This window comes from Spirosoma panaciterrae DSM 21099, from assembly GCF_000374025.1.
Classification (GTDB): domain Bacteria; phylum Bacteroidota; class Bacteroidia; order Cytophagales; family Spirosomataceae; genus Spirosoma; species Spirosoma panaciterrae.
In genome coordinates this window covers 190,658-207,786 of the sequence record NZ_KB893172.1, presented here as the reverse complement: position 1 = coordinate 207,786, position 17,129 = coordinate 190,658, and the positions used below count along the sequence as shown (strand labels likewise).

At 50.0% G+C, this 17,129-nt stretch carries 9 protein-coding genes; 4 read left to right on the top strand and 5 right to left on the bottom strand.

The window, feature by feature from the left end; genetic code table 11:
• The first annotated feature begins 158 nt into the window (after window positions 1–158).
• Window positions 159–2,558, top strand: a complete 2,400-nt coding sequence (locus B153_RS0100800; protein ID WP_020594745.1) for an ABC transporter permease — start codon at window positions 159–161, stop codon at window positions 2,556–2,558.
• Window positions 2,559–2,708: 150 nt separating this feature from the next.
• On the opposite strand, the gene B153_RS37510 is transcribed toward B153_RS0100800, so the two are convergent.
• A complete protein-coding gene (locus B153_RS37510; protein WP_020594744.1) occupies window positions 2,709–2,876 on the bottom strand; it encodes a lmo0937 family membrane protein in 168 nt (55 codons plus the stop codon).
• A 336-nt stretch (window positions 2,877–3,212) separates the two neighbouring features.
• Between B153_RS37510 and B153_RS0100790 the strand changes: the two genes are divergently transcribed.
• A complete protein-coding gene (locus tag B153_RS0100790) occupies window positions 3,213–6,278 on the top strand; it encodes a PAS domain S-box protein (RefSeq protein WP_020594743.1) in 3,066 nt (1,021 codons plus the stop codon).
• 75 nt (window positions 6,279–6,353) lie between these two features.
• Here the strand turns inward: B153_RS0100790 and B153_RS0100785 are convergent, their stop codons facing one another.
• Genes B153_RS0100785 through B153_RS0100770 form a run of 4 tightly spaced genes read right to left on the bottom strand, consistent with a single transcriptional unit; the run spans window position 6,354 to window position 13,915 of the window.
• Window positions 6,354–8,633: a family 20 glycosylhydrolase gene (locus tag B153_RS0100785; protein WP_020594742.1), complete on the bottom strand. Its 2,280-nt coding sequence runs from the start codon at window positions 8,631–8,633 to the stop codon at window positions 6,354–6,356.
• 45 nt (window positions 8,634–8,678) lie between these two features.
• Entirely contained in the window at window positions 8,679–11,231 is a 2,553-nt protein-coding gene (locus tag B153_RS0100780) for a carboxylesterase family protein (protein ID WP_020594741.1), read from the bottom strand.
• A 42-nt stretch (window positions 11,232–11,273) separates the two neighbouring features.
• Window positions 11,274–12,734, bottom strand: coding sequence for an alpha-L-fucosidase (locus tag B153_RS0100775; protein ID WP_020594740.1), 1,461 nt, complete (start codon window positions 12,732–12,734; stop codon window positions 11,274–11,276).
• 23 nt (window positions 12,735–12,757) lie between these two features.
• A complete protein-coding gene (locus B153_RS0100770; RefSeq protein WP_020594739.1) occupies window positions 12,758–13,915 on the bottom strand; it encodes a glycoside hydrolase family 18 protein in 1,158 nt (385 codons plus the stop codon).
• A gap of 244 nt (window positions 13,916–14,159) precedes the next feature.
• Between B153_RS0100770 and B153_RS0100765 the strand changes: the two genes are divergently transcribed.
• The gene (locus tag B153_RS0100765; protein ID WP_026261815.1) at window positions 14,160–15,395 is read left to right on the top strand and encodes an ROK family transcriptional regulator; all 1,236 of its coding nucleotides are present in this window, start codon (window positions 14,160–14,162) and stop codon (window positions 15,393–15,395) included.
• Window positions 15,396–15,429: 34 nt separating this feature from the next.
• The gene (locus tag B153_RS0100760; protein ID WP_020594737.1) at window positions 15,430–16,992 is read left to right on the top strand and encodes an FG-GAP repeat domain-containing protein; all 1,563 of its coding nucleotides are present in this window, start codon (window positions 15,430–15,432) and stop codon (window positions 16,990–16,992) included.
• Window positions 16,993–17,129 lie beyond the last annotated feature (137 nt).

The following is a 17,129-nucleotide window of genomic DNA, read 5'->3' as shown; positions in this document are numbered from 1 at the left end:
CGGGATTTTTAGGATTTAACTGATTTGCAGGATTTTGCTAGGCTCTTCTTTGAAGCGAATTAATCCTAAAAACCAATCAAATCCTAAAAATCCCGGTTCAGACCAACTGATTAATAAGCAGTTGTAAAAATATATAGACAAAAATATACAAACCGTTTATGGTTCGCAATTACCTCAAAATCGCCCTTCGCAACCTACGCTCCCAACGCACCTATACGCTTCTGAACGTGGTAGGGCTGACCATTGGCATGGCGGGCGGGCTGCTCATTTTTCTGTTTGTCCGGCACCATATCAGCACTGACCGGCACCATACCAACTTCGACCGGATTTACCGAATTGTCCTGGATCTTCACCTCGACGATGGATCTGTAGAGCATTATCCTGAAGCGCCGTTGCCCATGGCCCAAGTGCTCCGAACCCATTACCCACAGGTGGAGCAGGCGGCTTTCCTGATGGTCAATCGCTCCTTAACGGTCAGCGTTCCACAGCCGGGTCTGGCCCCCAAACGGTTTCTGGAGCATGAAGGTACGGCTCTGGCCGAGGGTGAACTGTTTCAGATTTTCGATTACCAATGGCTAAACGGAGATGCGAAAACGGCCTTACGTGAACCGAATACGGTGGTCATGACCGAATCATGGGCCAAACGCTATTTTGGCACAAGTAATCCCATCGGTCGTACCCTCGAACTAGATCACAAGCTTACGGCCACCGTAACAGGTATTGTTGCTGATCCTGTTGAACCGACCGATACGCACATTGGCCTGTATATTTCCATGCCGACCATTCGGCAGTTTGACCCCGAGTTTAATGTGACCGAGTGGGGCCAACTGAACAGCAACTATCGGCTCTATTGCACCTTAAAAGACAATACACCAGCTACAGCGCAACGGGTTGAAGCTACTTTTTCGGACTTATCGAAAAAGCATTTCGGTGATGTAGCTCACGTTTTTCAATTTCATATTCAGCCACTGGCCGATGTCCATTTCGATGTCGACCGGGTGGGTGGCGTTATTCGGCCTTCATTGCTCTGGTCACTGGAGTTGATTGGCCTGTTTCTGGTGCTGACCGCCTGTATCAACTTTGTCAATCTGGCAACGGCACAGGCTTTTCGACGCGGCAAGGAGGTGGGCGTTCGGAAAACCCTGGGCAGTTCACGCCTTCAACTGGCCGGGCAGTTTCTGCTCGAAACAGGTTTAATTGTGACGGTAGCAACTGTACTGGCTATGCTGGTAGCCTGGCTGAGCTTGCCCTTATTCAACAACTGGGTACACATTCAACTTTCGGTTAAACCCGATGCTTCCATCCTGTTGTTTATTAGCCTGCTATCGCTGCTGGTCATCGTACTGGCGGGTGGGTATCCGGCGTTTGTTCTGTCGGGGTTCAGCCCTTGGGCCAGCCTGCGAGGTAAACTCACAGCGGCTTCGGTGGGAGGCTATTCGTTGCGGAAAGGCCTGGTTGTGCTGCAATTCATTGTGTGTCAGTCACTAGTGGTAGGTGCGCTGGTGGTCATGAAGCAAATGAACTTCGTTCGACAAACCGACCTCGGCTATCGGCAGGACAATATCCTGATTGTGAATCTGCCACTTTCGGAAAGGAAGTCGTGGGAAGCCTTCAAAAACGACCTGCATCAATATCCCGACATTAAATCGGTAACGTTGCAATACCGTCCGCCCTCCTCCAAGGTTATGAACGGCGGCTCCGTCAAATTCGGTGCTAAGAACGACTGGACTAACTTCCCGATTCGGGAACGACTCGCCGATGCCGATTACCTTAACACCTACAATTTACAGCTTGTAGCGGGTCGGAACATTACAGAGGGCGATTCCATCCGGGAGTATGTCATTAACGAAACCCTGCTCCATAAACTCGGTTTCCGCAATCCACAGGCCATTCTGGGCAAACGGATGCAGTATTACCTGTCGTCGGTGCCCCTGCCGATTGTAGGCGTGGTCAGGGATTTTCATATGAAATCGCTGCACGAAGTAATTGCCCCCTGCTTTATTGCCACCTACCCCAATATGTACAAACAGGCAGCTATTCGGCTATCCGGGCCTTCATCGGTCCAGACACTGGCACACATTCGGACGGTCTGGCAACGGCTGTATCCGAACGATGTATTTGAATACGAATTCCTGACCGACCAACTGGCGCAGTTCTACGAAACCGAAACGACCATTTCTAAACTCGTCAATACATTTGCGCTCATGGCGATGGTCATTTGTGGACTTGGCCTGTATGGACTGGTAGCCTTTACAGTTGGCCAGCGCACCAAAGAAATCGGCATTCGGAAGGTGCTGGGCGCATCCGTTGCGAGTATTGTGACCCTGCTCTCCAAAGATTTTCTGAAACTGGTGCTGGTGGCTATTCTGCTGGCTTCGCCCCTGGCCTGGTATGCTATGAACGAATGGTTATCCGGCTTTGCCTACAAGATCGACATTGCCTGGTGGGTCTTTGTGCTGGCGGGTACTTTCGCCATATGTCTTGCCTTACTCACCATCAGTTTTCAAAGCATCAAAGCCGCTCTCAGGAACCCGGTGAAGAGCTTGCGGTCAGAGTAGGCGAACGAATAATCGATCCCTCATCTTGCTATTCGCTGACAAAATAGAGCAGTAACCAAACAGAGCGACAGGTACTTACCCATCGCTCTGTTTGGTTATTTTACGTTAGACCCAAAACGGCCTTTGTCAGGCTGGAATTCGATCGGGCCACTAAACACGCCTACCCTGAATCACGCGAAAGAGGATAGCAATCACAGCAATGACCAGCAGGATATGAATTAAACCGCTACTGGCAAGGCCAGTGCCTAAAACGCCCAGAAACCCAAGTAGCCAGATAATGACCAGGATAACAGCAATTGTATACAGAAGATTACCCATACGTAGAGTATATATATAGTGAATAATTACTCTAACTCATCACCCCCTATAAATGTTAATGATATAAATTGATAAAGTACTTAGTTTTATCCAACGCAAAGGACAACCCTGTACAGGTAAACTAATTTATTAATTTACTTATTTTGGAAACATAATGTTACTTATAGTGCTTTTAAAAAATACCTATCTATATTTTGCACTAAATTCCTTTTCCCTTAGGCTGAACGCAGCATAGGCCCTAAATAAGCATCTTCAGTGTATAGGATCGACATTTCGGTCATCACCAGCCATATTCCTACAGCCGTTAACGGATCATTCACTACACCTAAAGACTAAATGGAGCAGTTTCAAAATTTCTTTGACCTTTCCAATGACCTTCTCTGCATAGCGGGAACCGATGGGTATTTTAAACGGGTCAATCCGGCTTTTGAAAAGATTCTTGGGTGGGAAAAGAATAGCTTGCTTAGTACATCTTTTTGGGGCCTGGTTCATCCCGACGACCTGCAGGCTACTCAGCAGGAAATCCAGAAACTGGCCCAGGGTCAGCACACCATCAATTTCGAGCATCGTTTTCAATGTAAAGATGGTCTTTATCGGAACCTTCAATGGGTCGCAACACCCGATACCACAACCGGATTGCTCTATGCCATTGCCCGTGACGTAACGTCAGAGAAGCAAATCGAAATTGCCCTGCGGCAGTCAGAGAGCCGGTTTAGGTCGTTCTTTGAGAATTCACAGGGCTTCATGTGTATTCATGACCTGACCGGCCAGTTTCTGACGGTCAATCAGGTGGGTGCCAACTCGCTGGGCTATGAGCCCGCAGAATTTGCCAACCTGAACCTATTTGATATTGTCCCTACTGAGTTCCATGATGAGATCAGCGATTATTTGCTCACGATTCAGAAGAACAAGAAAGCCAATGGCTTGATGGGGGTGCTCCACCGGAATGGGGCACGCCGTATCTGGTATTACAACAACATCATTGAAATAGGCTCTGACAATGAACCTTATGTGATTGGGAATGCGATTGACATTACCGAACGCCACCAGCTTGAAATCGACCTGAAACACACGTCCGAAATGCTTGAACAGACCAATCTGGTGGCCAAGATCGGAACCTGGGAGGTCGATTTAGTCAACGACAAGGTGTATTGGTCAACCGTAACCAAAGCTATTCATGACGTACCCGACGATTACCAGCCTGAATTATCGACAGCCATTTCTTTTTTTAAAGGCGTTTATCATGATCAGATTGTTGCCTTATTCAACCGGGCCGTCGACGAAGGAGAAAGCTATGACGCTGAACTACAGATCCATACAGCCCTAGGCCGCTCGGTGTGGGTGCGGGTGATTGGTACACCCGAACGCAGGAATGGTAGAATTGTTCGAGTATTTGGCGCTTTCCAGGATATTGATGACCGAAAAAAAGCAGAAACCGAATTACTGAGTGAAAAGATGCGGCTGGCCGCTTTTGTCGAACACGCCCCGGCCGCTGTAGCGATGTTCGATAAAGAGGTTCGGTACCTGGCCGTCAGCAAACGATGGCTTGAGGAATACCGAATAGAGGGCAATATTATTGGCCGCTCCCATTACGAGGTATTTCCTAACCTGACAGAAGACTGGAAACAGATTCACCAACGCTGTTTGCAAGGGCAGGTAGAGCGCTGCGAAGAAGATATATGGACTCCTCCGGGATGGCACCAAAATCAGCATCTACGGTGGGAAGTAAGACCCTGGTATACATACGATGGATCGATCGGTGGCATTATGATGTATACCCAGGATATTACCGAAACTTGTTTACAGCGTGAAGAATTGACAAACGCTAAGCGAATCGCCGAAAACGCCAGCAAGGCGAAATCTGAATTTCTGGCCAATATGAGTCATGAAATCCGAACCCCGTTGAACGGCGTTATCGGCTTTACAGATCTGGTTTTAAAAACCGATCTGAATGCCACCCAGCATCAGTACCTGGCCATCGTCAACCAGTCGGCCAGTACCTTGCTCAGCATCATCAACGATATTCTGGACTTCTCAAAAATAGAAGCAGGCAAGCTGGAACTCGCCACAGAAAAGACTGATATATACGAGATTAGTAGCCAGGCGGCCGATATCATTACCTATCAGGTTCAGCACAAAAAGCTTGAAATGCTGCTTAATCTGCAGCCTAATTTACCCCGCTTTGTATATGTCGATTCGGTCCGGTTAAAGCAAGTGCTGGTCAACCTGCTGGGCAACGCGGTGAAATTTACCGAGAAAGGCGAAATAGAATTAAAAATCACGGTCAATGAAGAAAGGCCCGAAGGCACCCTGTTTCATTTCGAAGTACGGGACACGGGCATTGGGATTACGGCTTCCATGCAAAGCAAAATCTTTGACGCGTTTTCGCAGGAAGACCCATCAACGACCAAACGATATGGAGGAACCGGGCTTGGCCTGACCATTTCCAACCGATTACTGGGCTTGATGGGTAGCCGTTTACAACTGAAAAGTGAGGTCGGAAAAGGGAGTACTTTCTACTTTGACCTCCTGCTCAAGGCTGAAGCAGGCGACCCAATTATCTGGCAGGATGTCAGTAACATAAAAAATGTATTGATCGTAGATGATAACGAGAATAACCGACTCATTCTCCGCCAGATGCTATTGATCAAGCAAATTGCAGTTGAAGAAGCCAGCAATGGCATTGAAGCGCTTAAAATTCTGGCCCATAATCCCAAAGTTGACGTTGTCCTGATGGATTACAATATGCCCTTCCTGAACGGTCTGGAAACGATTGAGAAAATCCAGGGGCATTTTGGCAACTCATCCAACGACCAACCCATTATCCTTTTGCACAGCTCATCCGATGATGACGAGATCCTGAAAGGTTGCGAGCGTTTAGGGGTTAGCCACCGCCTGGTGAAACCCATCAAAATGCAGGAGTTATATTATGTCCTTGCCCGACTAAAACCCACTGAAAATCAAACTATTCCACCCAGAGACAAGCCCTCACCAACGCAGTCTGCATCTGACTTGTCGATAAAAGTTTTAGTGGCCGAAGATAATCGAATCAATCAGTTGTTGACCCGATCGATTTTAAAACGTATTGTCCCGCAGGCCACTATACTGGAAGCTTTAAACGGTCAGGAGGCTGTCGAGCTTTACAAAACGGAGAAACCGGATCTTATTTTAATGGATATCCAAATGCCGGTTCTGAATGGCGTGGACGCTACCCGACAAATCCGGGCTTTGGAGCAGGAATCTCATATTCCTATTATCGCATTGACCGCCAGTAGTACACTGGAAGAAAAGCAGCGGTGTATTGACGTCGGGATGGATGATTTTTTATCGAAGCCGATTGTCGAAGAATCCCTGATACCCCTCTTCAATCAATGGGGCCAGAGCTCTTTTAAGCGGTCATGAACGATCAGGATTTTTTTAGAATACCTGCGTGTCGTCGGATGTTTCCATCTGACGACACGCATATACCAATTTGATTTAATGTACAAACCAGCTATCGGGAATATCCATTGGCTCGGAGCCGTTCAGGCTGTACTTCAGCTTAAGCGTAAAGCCGCCCCCGCCTTCGATGAAATCCGCTTCGAATGGGTGGCTGCCTTTCTGTAAGGCAACCTGTCCACTTTTTTCAATGGGAAAATGGTTCCCGTCGTTGTCGACCACCATCCGGTCGGCAATGCGCAGAATACCTCCATCATCGCAGGTATAAAAGAAACTGTAAACACCCGTTTCAGGCACCGTCAAATACCCGCGAAACTGGATACCAAAGCTAGGTGCGTTGACCGATTTTGGAACCACCACGTTACTGATCGTGTAAGTACTGTCGGCCGTTCGCTGTTTCATCAAGTTCGTTTCCTTAAAATACGCTTTGAAGTAGCTGCACTGCAAACCAGATTTCGGATTAGCCAGCGGAACAGGCGTTGCATAGGCTTGCTGTTGATAACGCAGTGCATATACGTCGCCACGTACACCCGATGGTGTAAAAGCCGCTACCTTAACGGTTTGAGGTTTGGTAATGATTAATTCCGCTGGTAGTTCCGGTGAGGTTGGCTGGGGTAGCAACCCGTCGGTCGTATACCGTAGGGTATAGCTGTCCAGTGGCTTTTTGATGCGAAGCGTAGCCTGATCGACAAACACGTTCTCTTCCGCAAATCCCGTCAGGTCGGGCAATCGGTAATGGATCCCCATTTTTTCCATCCGCAGGAAGTGTGGGAGAATCCGTTGCTGAAACGACGTAAAATCCTTTTTACCTGTCCAGACCACTTCCGAAAGCGCCGTCATGCGGGGCATACTCATGTAATCGACCCGGTTTTCGGTAGGAATATATTCCGTCCAGATATTGGCCTGTGCCCCCAGAAACTGCTTTGTCTGCCCAGACGTAACCCCCGCAGGAACTACTGCCAGATTATACACATTCTCCACCGACCGAATGCCGGGAGGGCTGTCGAAATAGAGCGTGCTAACGGGTGTCATGACCACATCATTTCCGTTTTGAGCGGCTTTCTGGGGCACATCCTTCACCCAGCTGCGCCAGTACATAACGGCCGTCGACGGCTTGAGGCCGCCTTCGAGCGCATCGTCCCACACCATCAGTTTCTTTCCCTTCGACTGCACAAACGTTTCGATCCGATGCACAAAGTAACTCTGCAACTCCTCCACATTTCGAATACCTTGCCGCTTCATCAGTTCCTGACAAGCCTGCAATTGCGCCCAGGTTGATTTCTCAACCTCATCGGCTCCGATATGTACGTATTCGCTGGGAAACAGGGCCATCACTTCGCTCAGCACTGTTTCCATAAACGTATAGGTCGGCTCGTTGCAGGGGCAAATCGGCACCGAAAAGGTTTTACCCCACCCCTCCTGACCAGTGCAACTCAGAAACGGATACGCTTTGATAGCGGCTGTCAGGTGGCCGGGCATGTCGATTTCAGGAATGATCGTGATGTGTCGGGCGGCCGCATAGGCGATCAAATCACGCATTTGAGCCTGCGTATAAAACCCACCATACTGAGTCTGTCCGTTCTGGTTACGGATGAACGGCTTCGGCAGATCAAAGTCCGGATCGGAGACAGCCCGTTTCAGGACGACCGAATCCTGATTATTGAAGGTTCGCCAGGCGCCTTCTCGTGTCAGTTTAGGGTATGCCTTGATTTCCAGCCGCCAGCCCTGATCGTCGGTCAGATGCAGGTGAAACGTATTGAACTTGTACAACGCAAGCCGATCAATGAATTTGCGTAAATAGTCGATCGAATAGAAATGGCGCGATACATCCAGGTGCATTCCCCGCCACCCATACGCCGGTTGGTCCTGAATCTGAACCGCCGGAAGGCTAAGCGACTTTTGTGGCGTTCCAGCCCCTTCAATAGCTACGGGCAGCAACTGGCGAATGGTTTGAACGGCCCGAAACATACCGGCTGGCTCACTGGCTTTAAGCGTAACCTGCTGTGGAGTAATAACCAACCTATACCCTTCGGCGGCTGTAATGGCGGGGTCATGCAGCATCACCATTCGGGGGCCGTTGCCATTGGTTAAAAGTCGTTTACCCAGACCCTGCTGAATCAACGCCTGCAACTGGCTGGCTTCGGCAGCAAATCGGTTATCCTGAACACGCAGTACGGTCTGGGCCGTTATCACAAACTGCCCCGATGCGGGCGTGAGCGAGGTTGGATACGGAATAAGCGGATACCGCTGAGTGAGTTCCTGAGCTTGCAGATGTAACGTGATAAGCAAAGCAAACCACAGGAAAGAATATCGAATCATTAGCATGTAGGTAAACGTGTCTGTTATTTGGTCAGGAGGCTTAGCCTATTTGCTTCCACTCATCTGGCCATTGACAACGAAATGTTCTGGTGTTAACTCCCAGTTGTTTGTGTAAAAACCGGCCATCCGAACCCCCTTGCTGCCATCCCGAACCATATCGAGTCCGAAAATCATGAAGTCAGGGAAACCGCTGGCTCCGGCAAAATACTGGTTAGCCGAAGCGGCTTTCATCCCTTTTAGTCCGGTTCCGCCAATAACCGCTACCGATGCCCTTTTCGAACCCTTAATAGGCCAAACGAAATAGGTGCCCAGGTCGTCGCCCTGCCATTGCTGGCTTCCTGCCCGGATCTGGTTACGCTCTACCTGAATAGGGCAGTCGGCCAACAGCGACTGCCAGGCTGAATTGTTGGTCGCATTGCCAAACAGAATAACCCCCCGATCCGCATATTTGGTGGGCGAATAATCGGTATCGGCAATGATGTCGATGGCCCCATTGCCCCGATACAACCAGGTTTCGGCATCGTAGCGGGCTTTCTGGATGTTCCAGTCATTTTCGTCCCTGGTACCCTTTGTGCCGTACACAAACACCATCCGGTTGTTGAATGCCTCTTTAAACGTACCATTCCGGTGTGGGCCTTTCTGCCAGGCATCCGGCTGTTTCGCCTGAACCCACCGACCACTTTCCCGACGTAGGAACAAGGTATCCTGCGCACTGGCTGTGGTGTAGGCTATCGCTGGCGTACCGTCCAGCGTAATCGTTATCGGTGTTTGGGCTCCGTATTCATTCAAAGCCAGTTTGAGAAGTGCAACATTGGCCGTTGTGCCAGTAATGGCCTTCCCCTGACGATTCAACTGTAGGCGACTGTAGAGAAGGGGTTGGGTTTGCTGTTCAATGGACGCCCATCGGTAAGCCGAGGAAATACCGGGATTCGCGGTTGTGAAATCAATAGCGTTCACGGCCGAGTCAACGGGAATCTGGTGCCATTTGAAGAAATCGAACAGGGGCTTCCAGTCCACACTGTGATCACCGAACCAGTGGCTACCACCGGGGTATTCGTAATAACTCAGATCGGGTTGCGACTGTCCTAACAGTTTACGCATCTGACGGGCATAGGTAACAGGCACCGTACGGTCGGCATCACCATGAAATACATAAACGCCCAGTGGTTTATAATTGGCGGTTAGTTTTAATACATCGCTCTGATTGCCCGACCGCAGCAATACCTGTTCCAGCGGGTTGCTGCTGGAGTCTGGAATGACCCCATCGGCCGAGCCGTATTCTTTCAGCGTTGGGTAGCCCGCGCAGGGAGCGATAGCGGCCCATTTGTCGGGATAGGTGGCCCCCAAAAACCAGGTACCATGACCACCCATCGAATGGCCCGTCAGGTATATGTGTTGCGGGTCGGGTTTAAACTGATTCTTCGCTATGGTCAGCACTTCCAGCGCATCGAGCCGCCCCCAGTCTTCCCAGTTAAATCCGCGTGGCCGACGATTGGTAGCCGCCACCAGATTCCCCCAGTCTTTGGGTTTATACGCCCGCGCCTGCCCACTGGCTTCAACCCCAGCTCCATGCACCGACAAAAACAAAGCGGATGAAGCCGTATTTCCCGACGATTGGGGCGTTACGGCATAATATTGCAGACTCCCATCAATGTGACTGACGAATGTTTGACTATACGACGCACCGGGCGGCACAGCCTCGACCGAAATACGCCCGGCATCAAGCACCTTTCCTTTCTGAACCAGGCTTACCTCACAGGCTTGTGCTCCTTTTTCGGAAACCCCACTCCCATCGAACCCAAAGGCCACTTTCCGGCTCGATAAGGGCAGAATAGTCGGCAGGGCGGTCGTTTGGGTTTTCCCCGCCAGCTTACTGGTGATTTGCAGATCGGTCAGTGGTTTGGCTGATGTATTGATAACGACCAAAGCTCCCTGAAGTGCTGCATTCGATTCGCCTAACCGGATACTGGGTAACGTGGGGTCATCGGTGCTGAGCAAGGCAGCTTTCGTTGGGAAATCCAGCGTGGCCGTGAGCATGATGCCCCGCACATAAAACTCATTTAGGCCTTTGCGAAGCTTTATCGGAATGTGCAGATACCCCATGTTGTAGGCATCGCCCATGTGCAGTTCGCCATTTACATAGACGTTGCTGTTTCCCTTTATGGTCAACAACGCTACCTGTTCGCGCGAGGCTGGATAGGTCAGATAGGTATACCCGCCACCGCCACCGATTCCTCCCCGGAGGCTGCCCGCCACCACACCCGGTCCTGCCGGGGCTCCTCCATTACCCCGGTTGTTGCCCCGCAGCCGAATCCGGTTCAGGCTATCAGCCTCAACAGCAATCCATTTAATCTCACGACCCTGGTCATCGCGGCCAAATACGCTCCCCTCCTTTGGTGTTTGTACGTTGCCGGCATACAATTGATAGGCTAGCGGATCGGTGTAAATCGCTTCCCGTCCGTAGCGGCTGCCTGTCAGCGCTACCAACCCTTTGGTAAATGTGTACGTGTTGGGCGATGTCAGCGCAGGACCAGTCTGGGCCCATACTTGGCTGATTGAAAAGAACAAAAGGGCCTGTCTGGCAAGTAGTTTTTGCATGGTTAATTGAGCTAAACGAGAGGTCCGGGAATCATAATAAGGTTACCGCTCCGATACTTTGAAAACCCAGGCGGGTTGTGACTGTAGCCACTGCCGGGCGGCCTCAGGCAGCGTAACCACAAAGCCTTCGGGCGATTTACTGAATTTGAGCGGTTTGGCGTACCCCAGCAGTTTAATGGCGGGTTTGCTGGCCTTACCAATTGCGTTGAGTGTCAGGGTAGCGGGTGGTGTTTCCTGCTCGGCGGGTAGATAGGTCTGATAAATGGCTGAACCATTCCCCGTGTAGGCCCATTGTTTCTGCCGATAAGGTGCAACGGGTTTGGTATCATAAATCGACTCACCATTGACGCGCAGCCACGCCCCGATTTCCTGCAAACGCTGGTAGGCCTCCGGGTGCCAGTCGCCGTTGGGGCTGGGCGCAATGTTCAGCAGGAGGTTGCCGTTCTTGGCAACAATGTCAACCAGCGTGTGGATTAACTTACGGGTCGGCTTAAAGTTCTCTTTGGGAATGTACGACCACGAATCGCCCATGGTCATACACGACTCCCACGCGATAGGCATATACGAATCAGGAATAGACTGTTCGGGGGTTACGTAATTTTCGAACTCACCCGTTACGGTACGGTCTACCACCAGCAAACCCGGCTGACGGCTACGCCCCATACGAGCAATACGCGCCATATCGATGTCCTGATCGTAGGGAATGGTACGCTGCCAGCTAATGGTTGAGTCGATGGTGGAAGCGGGGCGTACCCAACCTCCATCGAGCCAGAGAATATCGATTTTACCGTAATCGGTCATCAGTTCCTGAATCTGATTGTAGGTAAAGTCTTTGAATTGCTGCCAGCGCTCCGGGTATTTTTTAGGCGCATACGATACATTGCGGTCTTTGGGTGGGAAGTAGGGGTCCCAGTAGTAGGGCGTATGCCAGTCGGGTTTCGAAAAATAAGCCCCTACCATGAAGTTCTGAGCCCGAAACGCGTTGAACACTTCTTTGGCCACGTTGCTACGCGGATTCGATGAAAAAGGCGATTTCGGATCGGTAATTTTGTAGTCTGTCTGTTTGGTATCGAACATGCAAAACCCATCGTGGTGCTTGGTCGTAAACACCACGTATTTCATACCAGCCTCTTTAGCTGCCGTAGCCCAGCGCTCAGGGTTGAACTCGGTTGGGTTGAAGGTGGTCTGAAGGTTTTCGTAGGCCCGTTTGTAGTCGTACCAATTGGCTGCGTATGGTCCCCTCCGTACGCACCAGCCCTCATCTTCGGGACATAGCGACCAGGATTCGACAACACCCCACTGGCTATAGGTTCCCCAGTGCATCAGGAGTCCAAACTTAATTCCCTGCCACTGAGTAAGTTTCTGACGAACCAGACTATCTTTTGGGGGTACATAGTGCGTATGATTCTGTTCGGAATGCTGTTGAGCCAGCAACATACCGGGCAGCAGGCAAATGACCAGCAACCAACCGTACCTTTGTGTGTAAAACGGATTTTTCTTCATAGTATCGTTTGCCAGGAATTGCGTTAGTTCAGGCCGTTCACAACGGTATCGAGCAGGGCTTTGTGTTTCAGATCGTAAATGTATTCCCAGAACATGATACCCCCTAATCCCTTCTGCTTCACATAGTTGAGTTTAGGAATAAATGATTCGGTATCGGCGTATGAAATGAACTTTCGCGAGGTCGGATTCCACAGATACGGTGCTTTGGCATCGGCATCCCAGTAGCGCACAAAGCCATTTTTGTTGATGTACTTATCCACCAGCTCATCGTGGCTGATAAACGAATGTTTGCCCGTCGATGGCTGGTACAGGCCATTATCAACAGGCCGTACATCGGACCAACCGCGTCCGTAAAAAGGGATACCCAATACGATTTTACGGGCCGGAACTCCCGCCTTGATATGCCCCTCTACGGCCGACATGGAACTGTTGCGTGATTGATTCCCTTTTTTCGACTGCGCCAGTGGACTGTGGTGCCCCGTTACTTTGTCGTTGCCGTGATAGAGGTCATACGTCATGATGTTTACGTAATCCAGATACCGCTGTGCTTCGCCCAGGTTGGTGTGATTCACAAAAGCGGTATCACCCCCAGTTGCGGCTGTCAGCAGGTAATGATTAGCTCCCGTACGCTGATCGCGTTGGCCCTGTTTGTCGAGCTGGTCACGAATCGCTTTGAGAAACAGGGTAAAATTGCCCTTGTCTTCAGGACGAAAAATGTTTCCAGCGCCAATCTGAGCGGGATACTCCCAGTCGATATCAACGCCATCGAGCTTATATTTTTTCAGGAAAGCCACCGCACTGGCCGCAAATTTCTGCCGGGAAGCGTCGGTCAAAGCGGCATCGGAAAAATACTTGCAGCCGCCCCAGCCCCCAACCGAAATCAATAGTTTCAAATCCTTATTGATGGCCCGAAGCGACGTCAGAGCCACCAGGTTAGCCGAGTCTTTGGGCGAGATGGGAGCCAATTCACCGTTTTGAGCCGGAACAGCAAAGGCATAATTGATGTGGGTCAGTTTACGGGCTTCGATCTGCTCTTTGGTCCATCCGTTACCACTCACATACCCAATGAGCACGTATCGTTTGGAACTGGTCTGAGCAAGTACCGCTGAAGAACCGACGAGAAATAGGCCGATCAGGCAAACGGCCAACGAATTAACTAGGATCTGAAAACGTAACTTCACTTTTTTTTGGTCAAGATGAGATAGAACAAAGATACCGAGATTTTAAATTTTTTATAAAATACAGCCTTATTAAGAAAAATATTTATTAACTATGTTATAGAAATGCCATAATTGCTGCCCGACGTTATGTAATTGGTAAGTTTTTGGAGTTTATCAATAGAAATGGCACGCTTATGTCTTATAAACCACAGGACTTGTTCGCTTCTAATTGAACGACCGCTTTAAGAAGGAGTCGTTAACGTATATGCTCTCATCTGCCACCCCGGAAGGAAATCTTCTTGCCACCAAACGCTCCATTGTTGCTTTCAAAAAAAACCAACAGGTAAAAAAGGCGCTTCTCCATCTCTATCAGGAAGGCTCTTTAACGCTGGCCAAGCTAGCCGAATTACTGAACACCAGTATTCCGTCGGCCACTCAGATCATCGACCAGTTGACGGACGATGGCTGGGTCAATACCGTCGGAACGGTATCAGGCAATAACGGTCGGCGCCCAGTGTTGTTCAGCCTTAATCCAGCGGGCCACTACGCGGTTATTCTGGACAGTAATACGCATGGAACAACGGTATTACTCGTCAATCCCTTACGGGAGATCATTTTCCAGCAGAGTGTCGATATGGCCCTGGAAGACACCCCTCGTTTTTCAGAATTTCTGGTATCGCTCGTCAACGAAGCCATAGCTCAATCGGATATTGATAAATCCAGCATCATTGGCGTTGGGTTGTCGTTACCGGGCCTGATCGATTCACAGCATGGGCTAAACCTAAGCTACGCGAATCTGGCTTTACCCGAGCAGTCACTTACAGCCTGGCTGGAACAGCAATGGGGTTTGCCGGTTTTTATGATCAACGATACCAAAGCCACGGCTTTAGGCGAGCATCGATTTGGGAGCAGTGTGGGAAAACAACACGCGCTGACCATCAATATCGACTGGGGTGTGGGCTTAGGGATCATTATCAACGGGGAGGTTTTTCATGGGGCTTCGGGCTTCGCGGGCGAACTGGGGCATATTCAGGTAGCCCCCCAGGGCGAGTTATGCTACTGTGGTAAAATAGGCTGTCTGGATACACTGACCTCCGCTTCGTCGCTCGTCAAACGGGTACAGCGGGAAGTACAGGCCGGACAGGCGACCAAACTAGCCGTCTTCCACGACGATCCGAGCCAGATTACCATCAGCCATGTGATTCAGGCAGCTACGCAGGGAGATACCTTTGCCATCGACCAACTGCACGAAACCGGGTATCAGCTTGGTAAGGGACTGGCGATTGCCGTTACGTTGTTCAATCCCGAAATCATTGTGATCGACGGCGTTCTGGCCGAAGCCTCCCTGTTTATCACCAACTCCATTAAGCTGGCCATCAACAAACATTGCCTGAGTGGATTCCGTAATGATTTACTGGTCGAGGTTACGCAACTAAATGGGGCTGCCAAATGGTTAGGTACGCATGCGCATGTGCTCGAAAGCCTGTTTGCCGATACCTGATGTTTCTATTTACTTTTCGTAAACCCATTGCCTGATGTTTTCCTCAAAAACGGGCCTGCTACTATTCCTGGCTGTCGGTATGGCTTCTTTTGCCAGTATTGACCCAACTGTTGCTCCGGTGCGTCAGGGCGCAGTAATAAAGGATTCGGTCTTAACCGGAAAACAACTGGCATCGCGATACTGCGGAAACTGCCACCTGGCTCCAGAACCTGAGTTGTTGGATAAAAAAACCTGGACCAGCCGTGTTTTGCCCATCATGGCTATGCGACTGGGGCTCAAACTGCCCGGCCAGGATACCTTACAGTCGCTTTCGCCCGAGGAAGAAAACGCCATAAACTCACTACATATTTACCCGGATACACCCGCTCTATCGCTGAGCGACTGGGAAAAACTAGTAGACTACTACCAGCGCACTGCCCCAGAAGAACCGCTGCCCCAGAAGTCCCATGCCCCTATAACGAATACGCTCCCGTTGTTTACGGTAAAAGCCCTGTCCATTGGCGATAAGTCGGTCCCCCAAACAACCTTGTTAAAATATGATAGCCGGAAGGGTCAATTGTATGTGGGTGATGCCCAAAATGCATTGTATGTGCTGGACAAAAATCTCCAACTGGCCGATACATGGTGGATCGATACCCCACCGACAGACATCGATTTCCCGGAAAATGCTCCTCCCCGACTGCTCACCATTGGTGTATTCGCTCCATCCGATCAGCACTTGGGCCGACTTATGACCCTGGAACGATCGGCCAAGTCGGGCTCCTCCCCGATCAATATCAAAGGCTTGCCCCGCCCCGTTCGGTTTGTGGCCAGCGATCTGAATGGCGATGGCCGACAGGATGTCCTTGTTTGCGGCTTTGGGAATAATGCCGGAAAGCTTTTCTGGTACGATGGATTCGACCTTGCTAAAGAGCATGTTCTGAAAGCACTCCCCGGTGCCCGAAACGTAGAAATTGCGGATTTCAACCACGACAAAAAGCCGGATATTATGGTTCTGATGGCCCAGGCGCGGGAAGAAGTGACGATTTTCTATAATCAGGGAAACGGTCGATTCTCCGAAAAAACGGTCCTGCGTTTTTCGCCTTTGTTTGGTTCCAGCTATTTTGAGCTTGTCGACTTCAACAAAGACGGGTTTCAGGACATTTTGCTGACCAATGGCGATAACTGGGATTATTCGGCCATCAACAAGAACTATCACGGCGTGCACATCTACCTCAACGACCGGAAAGACAACTTTAAAGAAGCCTGGTTTTTCCCCATCTATGGAGCCAGCAAAGCCATTGCCCGCGACTTCGACCAGGATGGCGATATGGATATAGCGGCTACAGCCTTTTATACAGCTCTGGAGCAACCTGAGCAGAGCTTCCTTTATTTCTCAAACGAAGGCAAGTTAAACTTCAAACCCTTCAGTACGCCCGAAGCCGCTTATGGCAAATGGCTAACCCTCGAAGCCGCCGACGTCGATCAGGATGGCGATACCGACATCGTTCTGGGTTCTTATTTTCATACCGTTGGCGAAATGACCCAGCTCCTGTATAAAGGCATTACTACTTTTCCACAGCTTCTTGTTCTCGAGAATACGCATCAACAAAAATAGGCAGGCCAATGGCCCACCTATTTTTATACTAACCAAACCTACTCTAATCTTAACTATTCTGTTACTGTCTTAAGGGCTTATTATAACTCTTTCACTTTACCCCAACCCCCTAAAGGGAGCCAAGCCAGACGATTCTC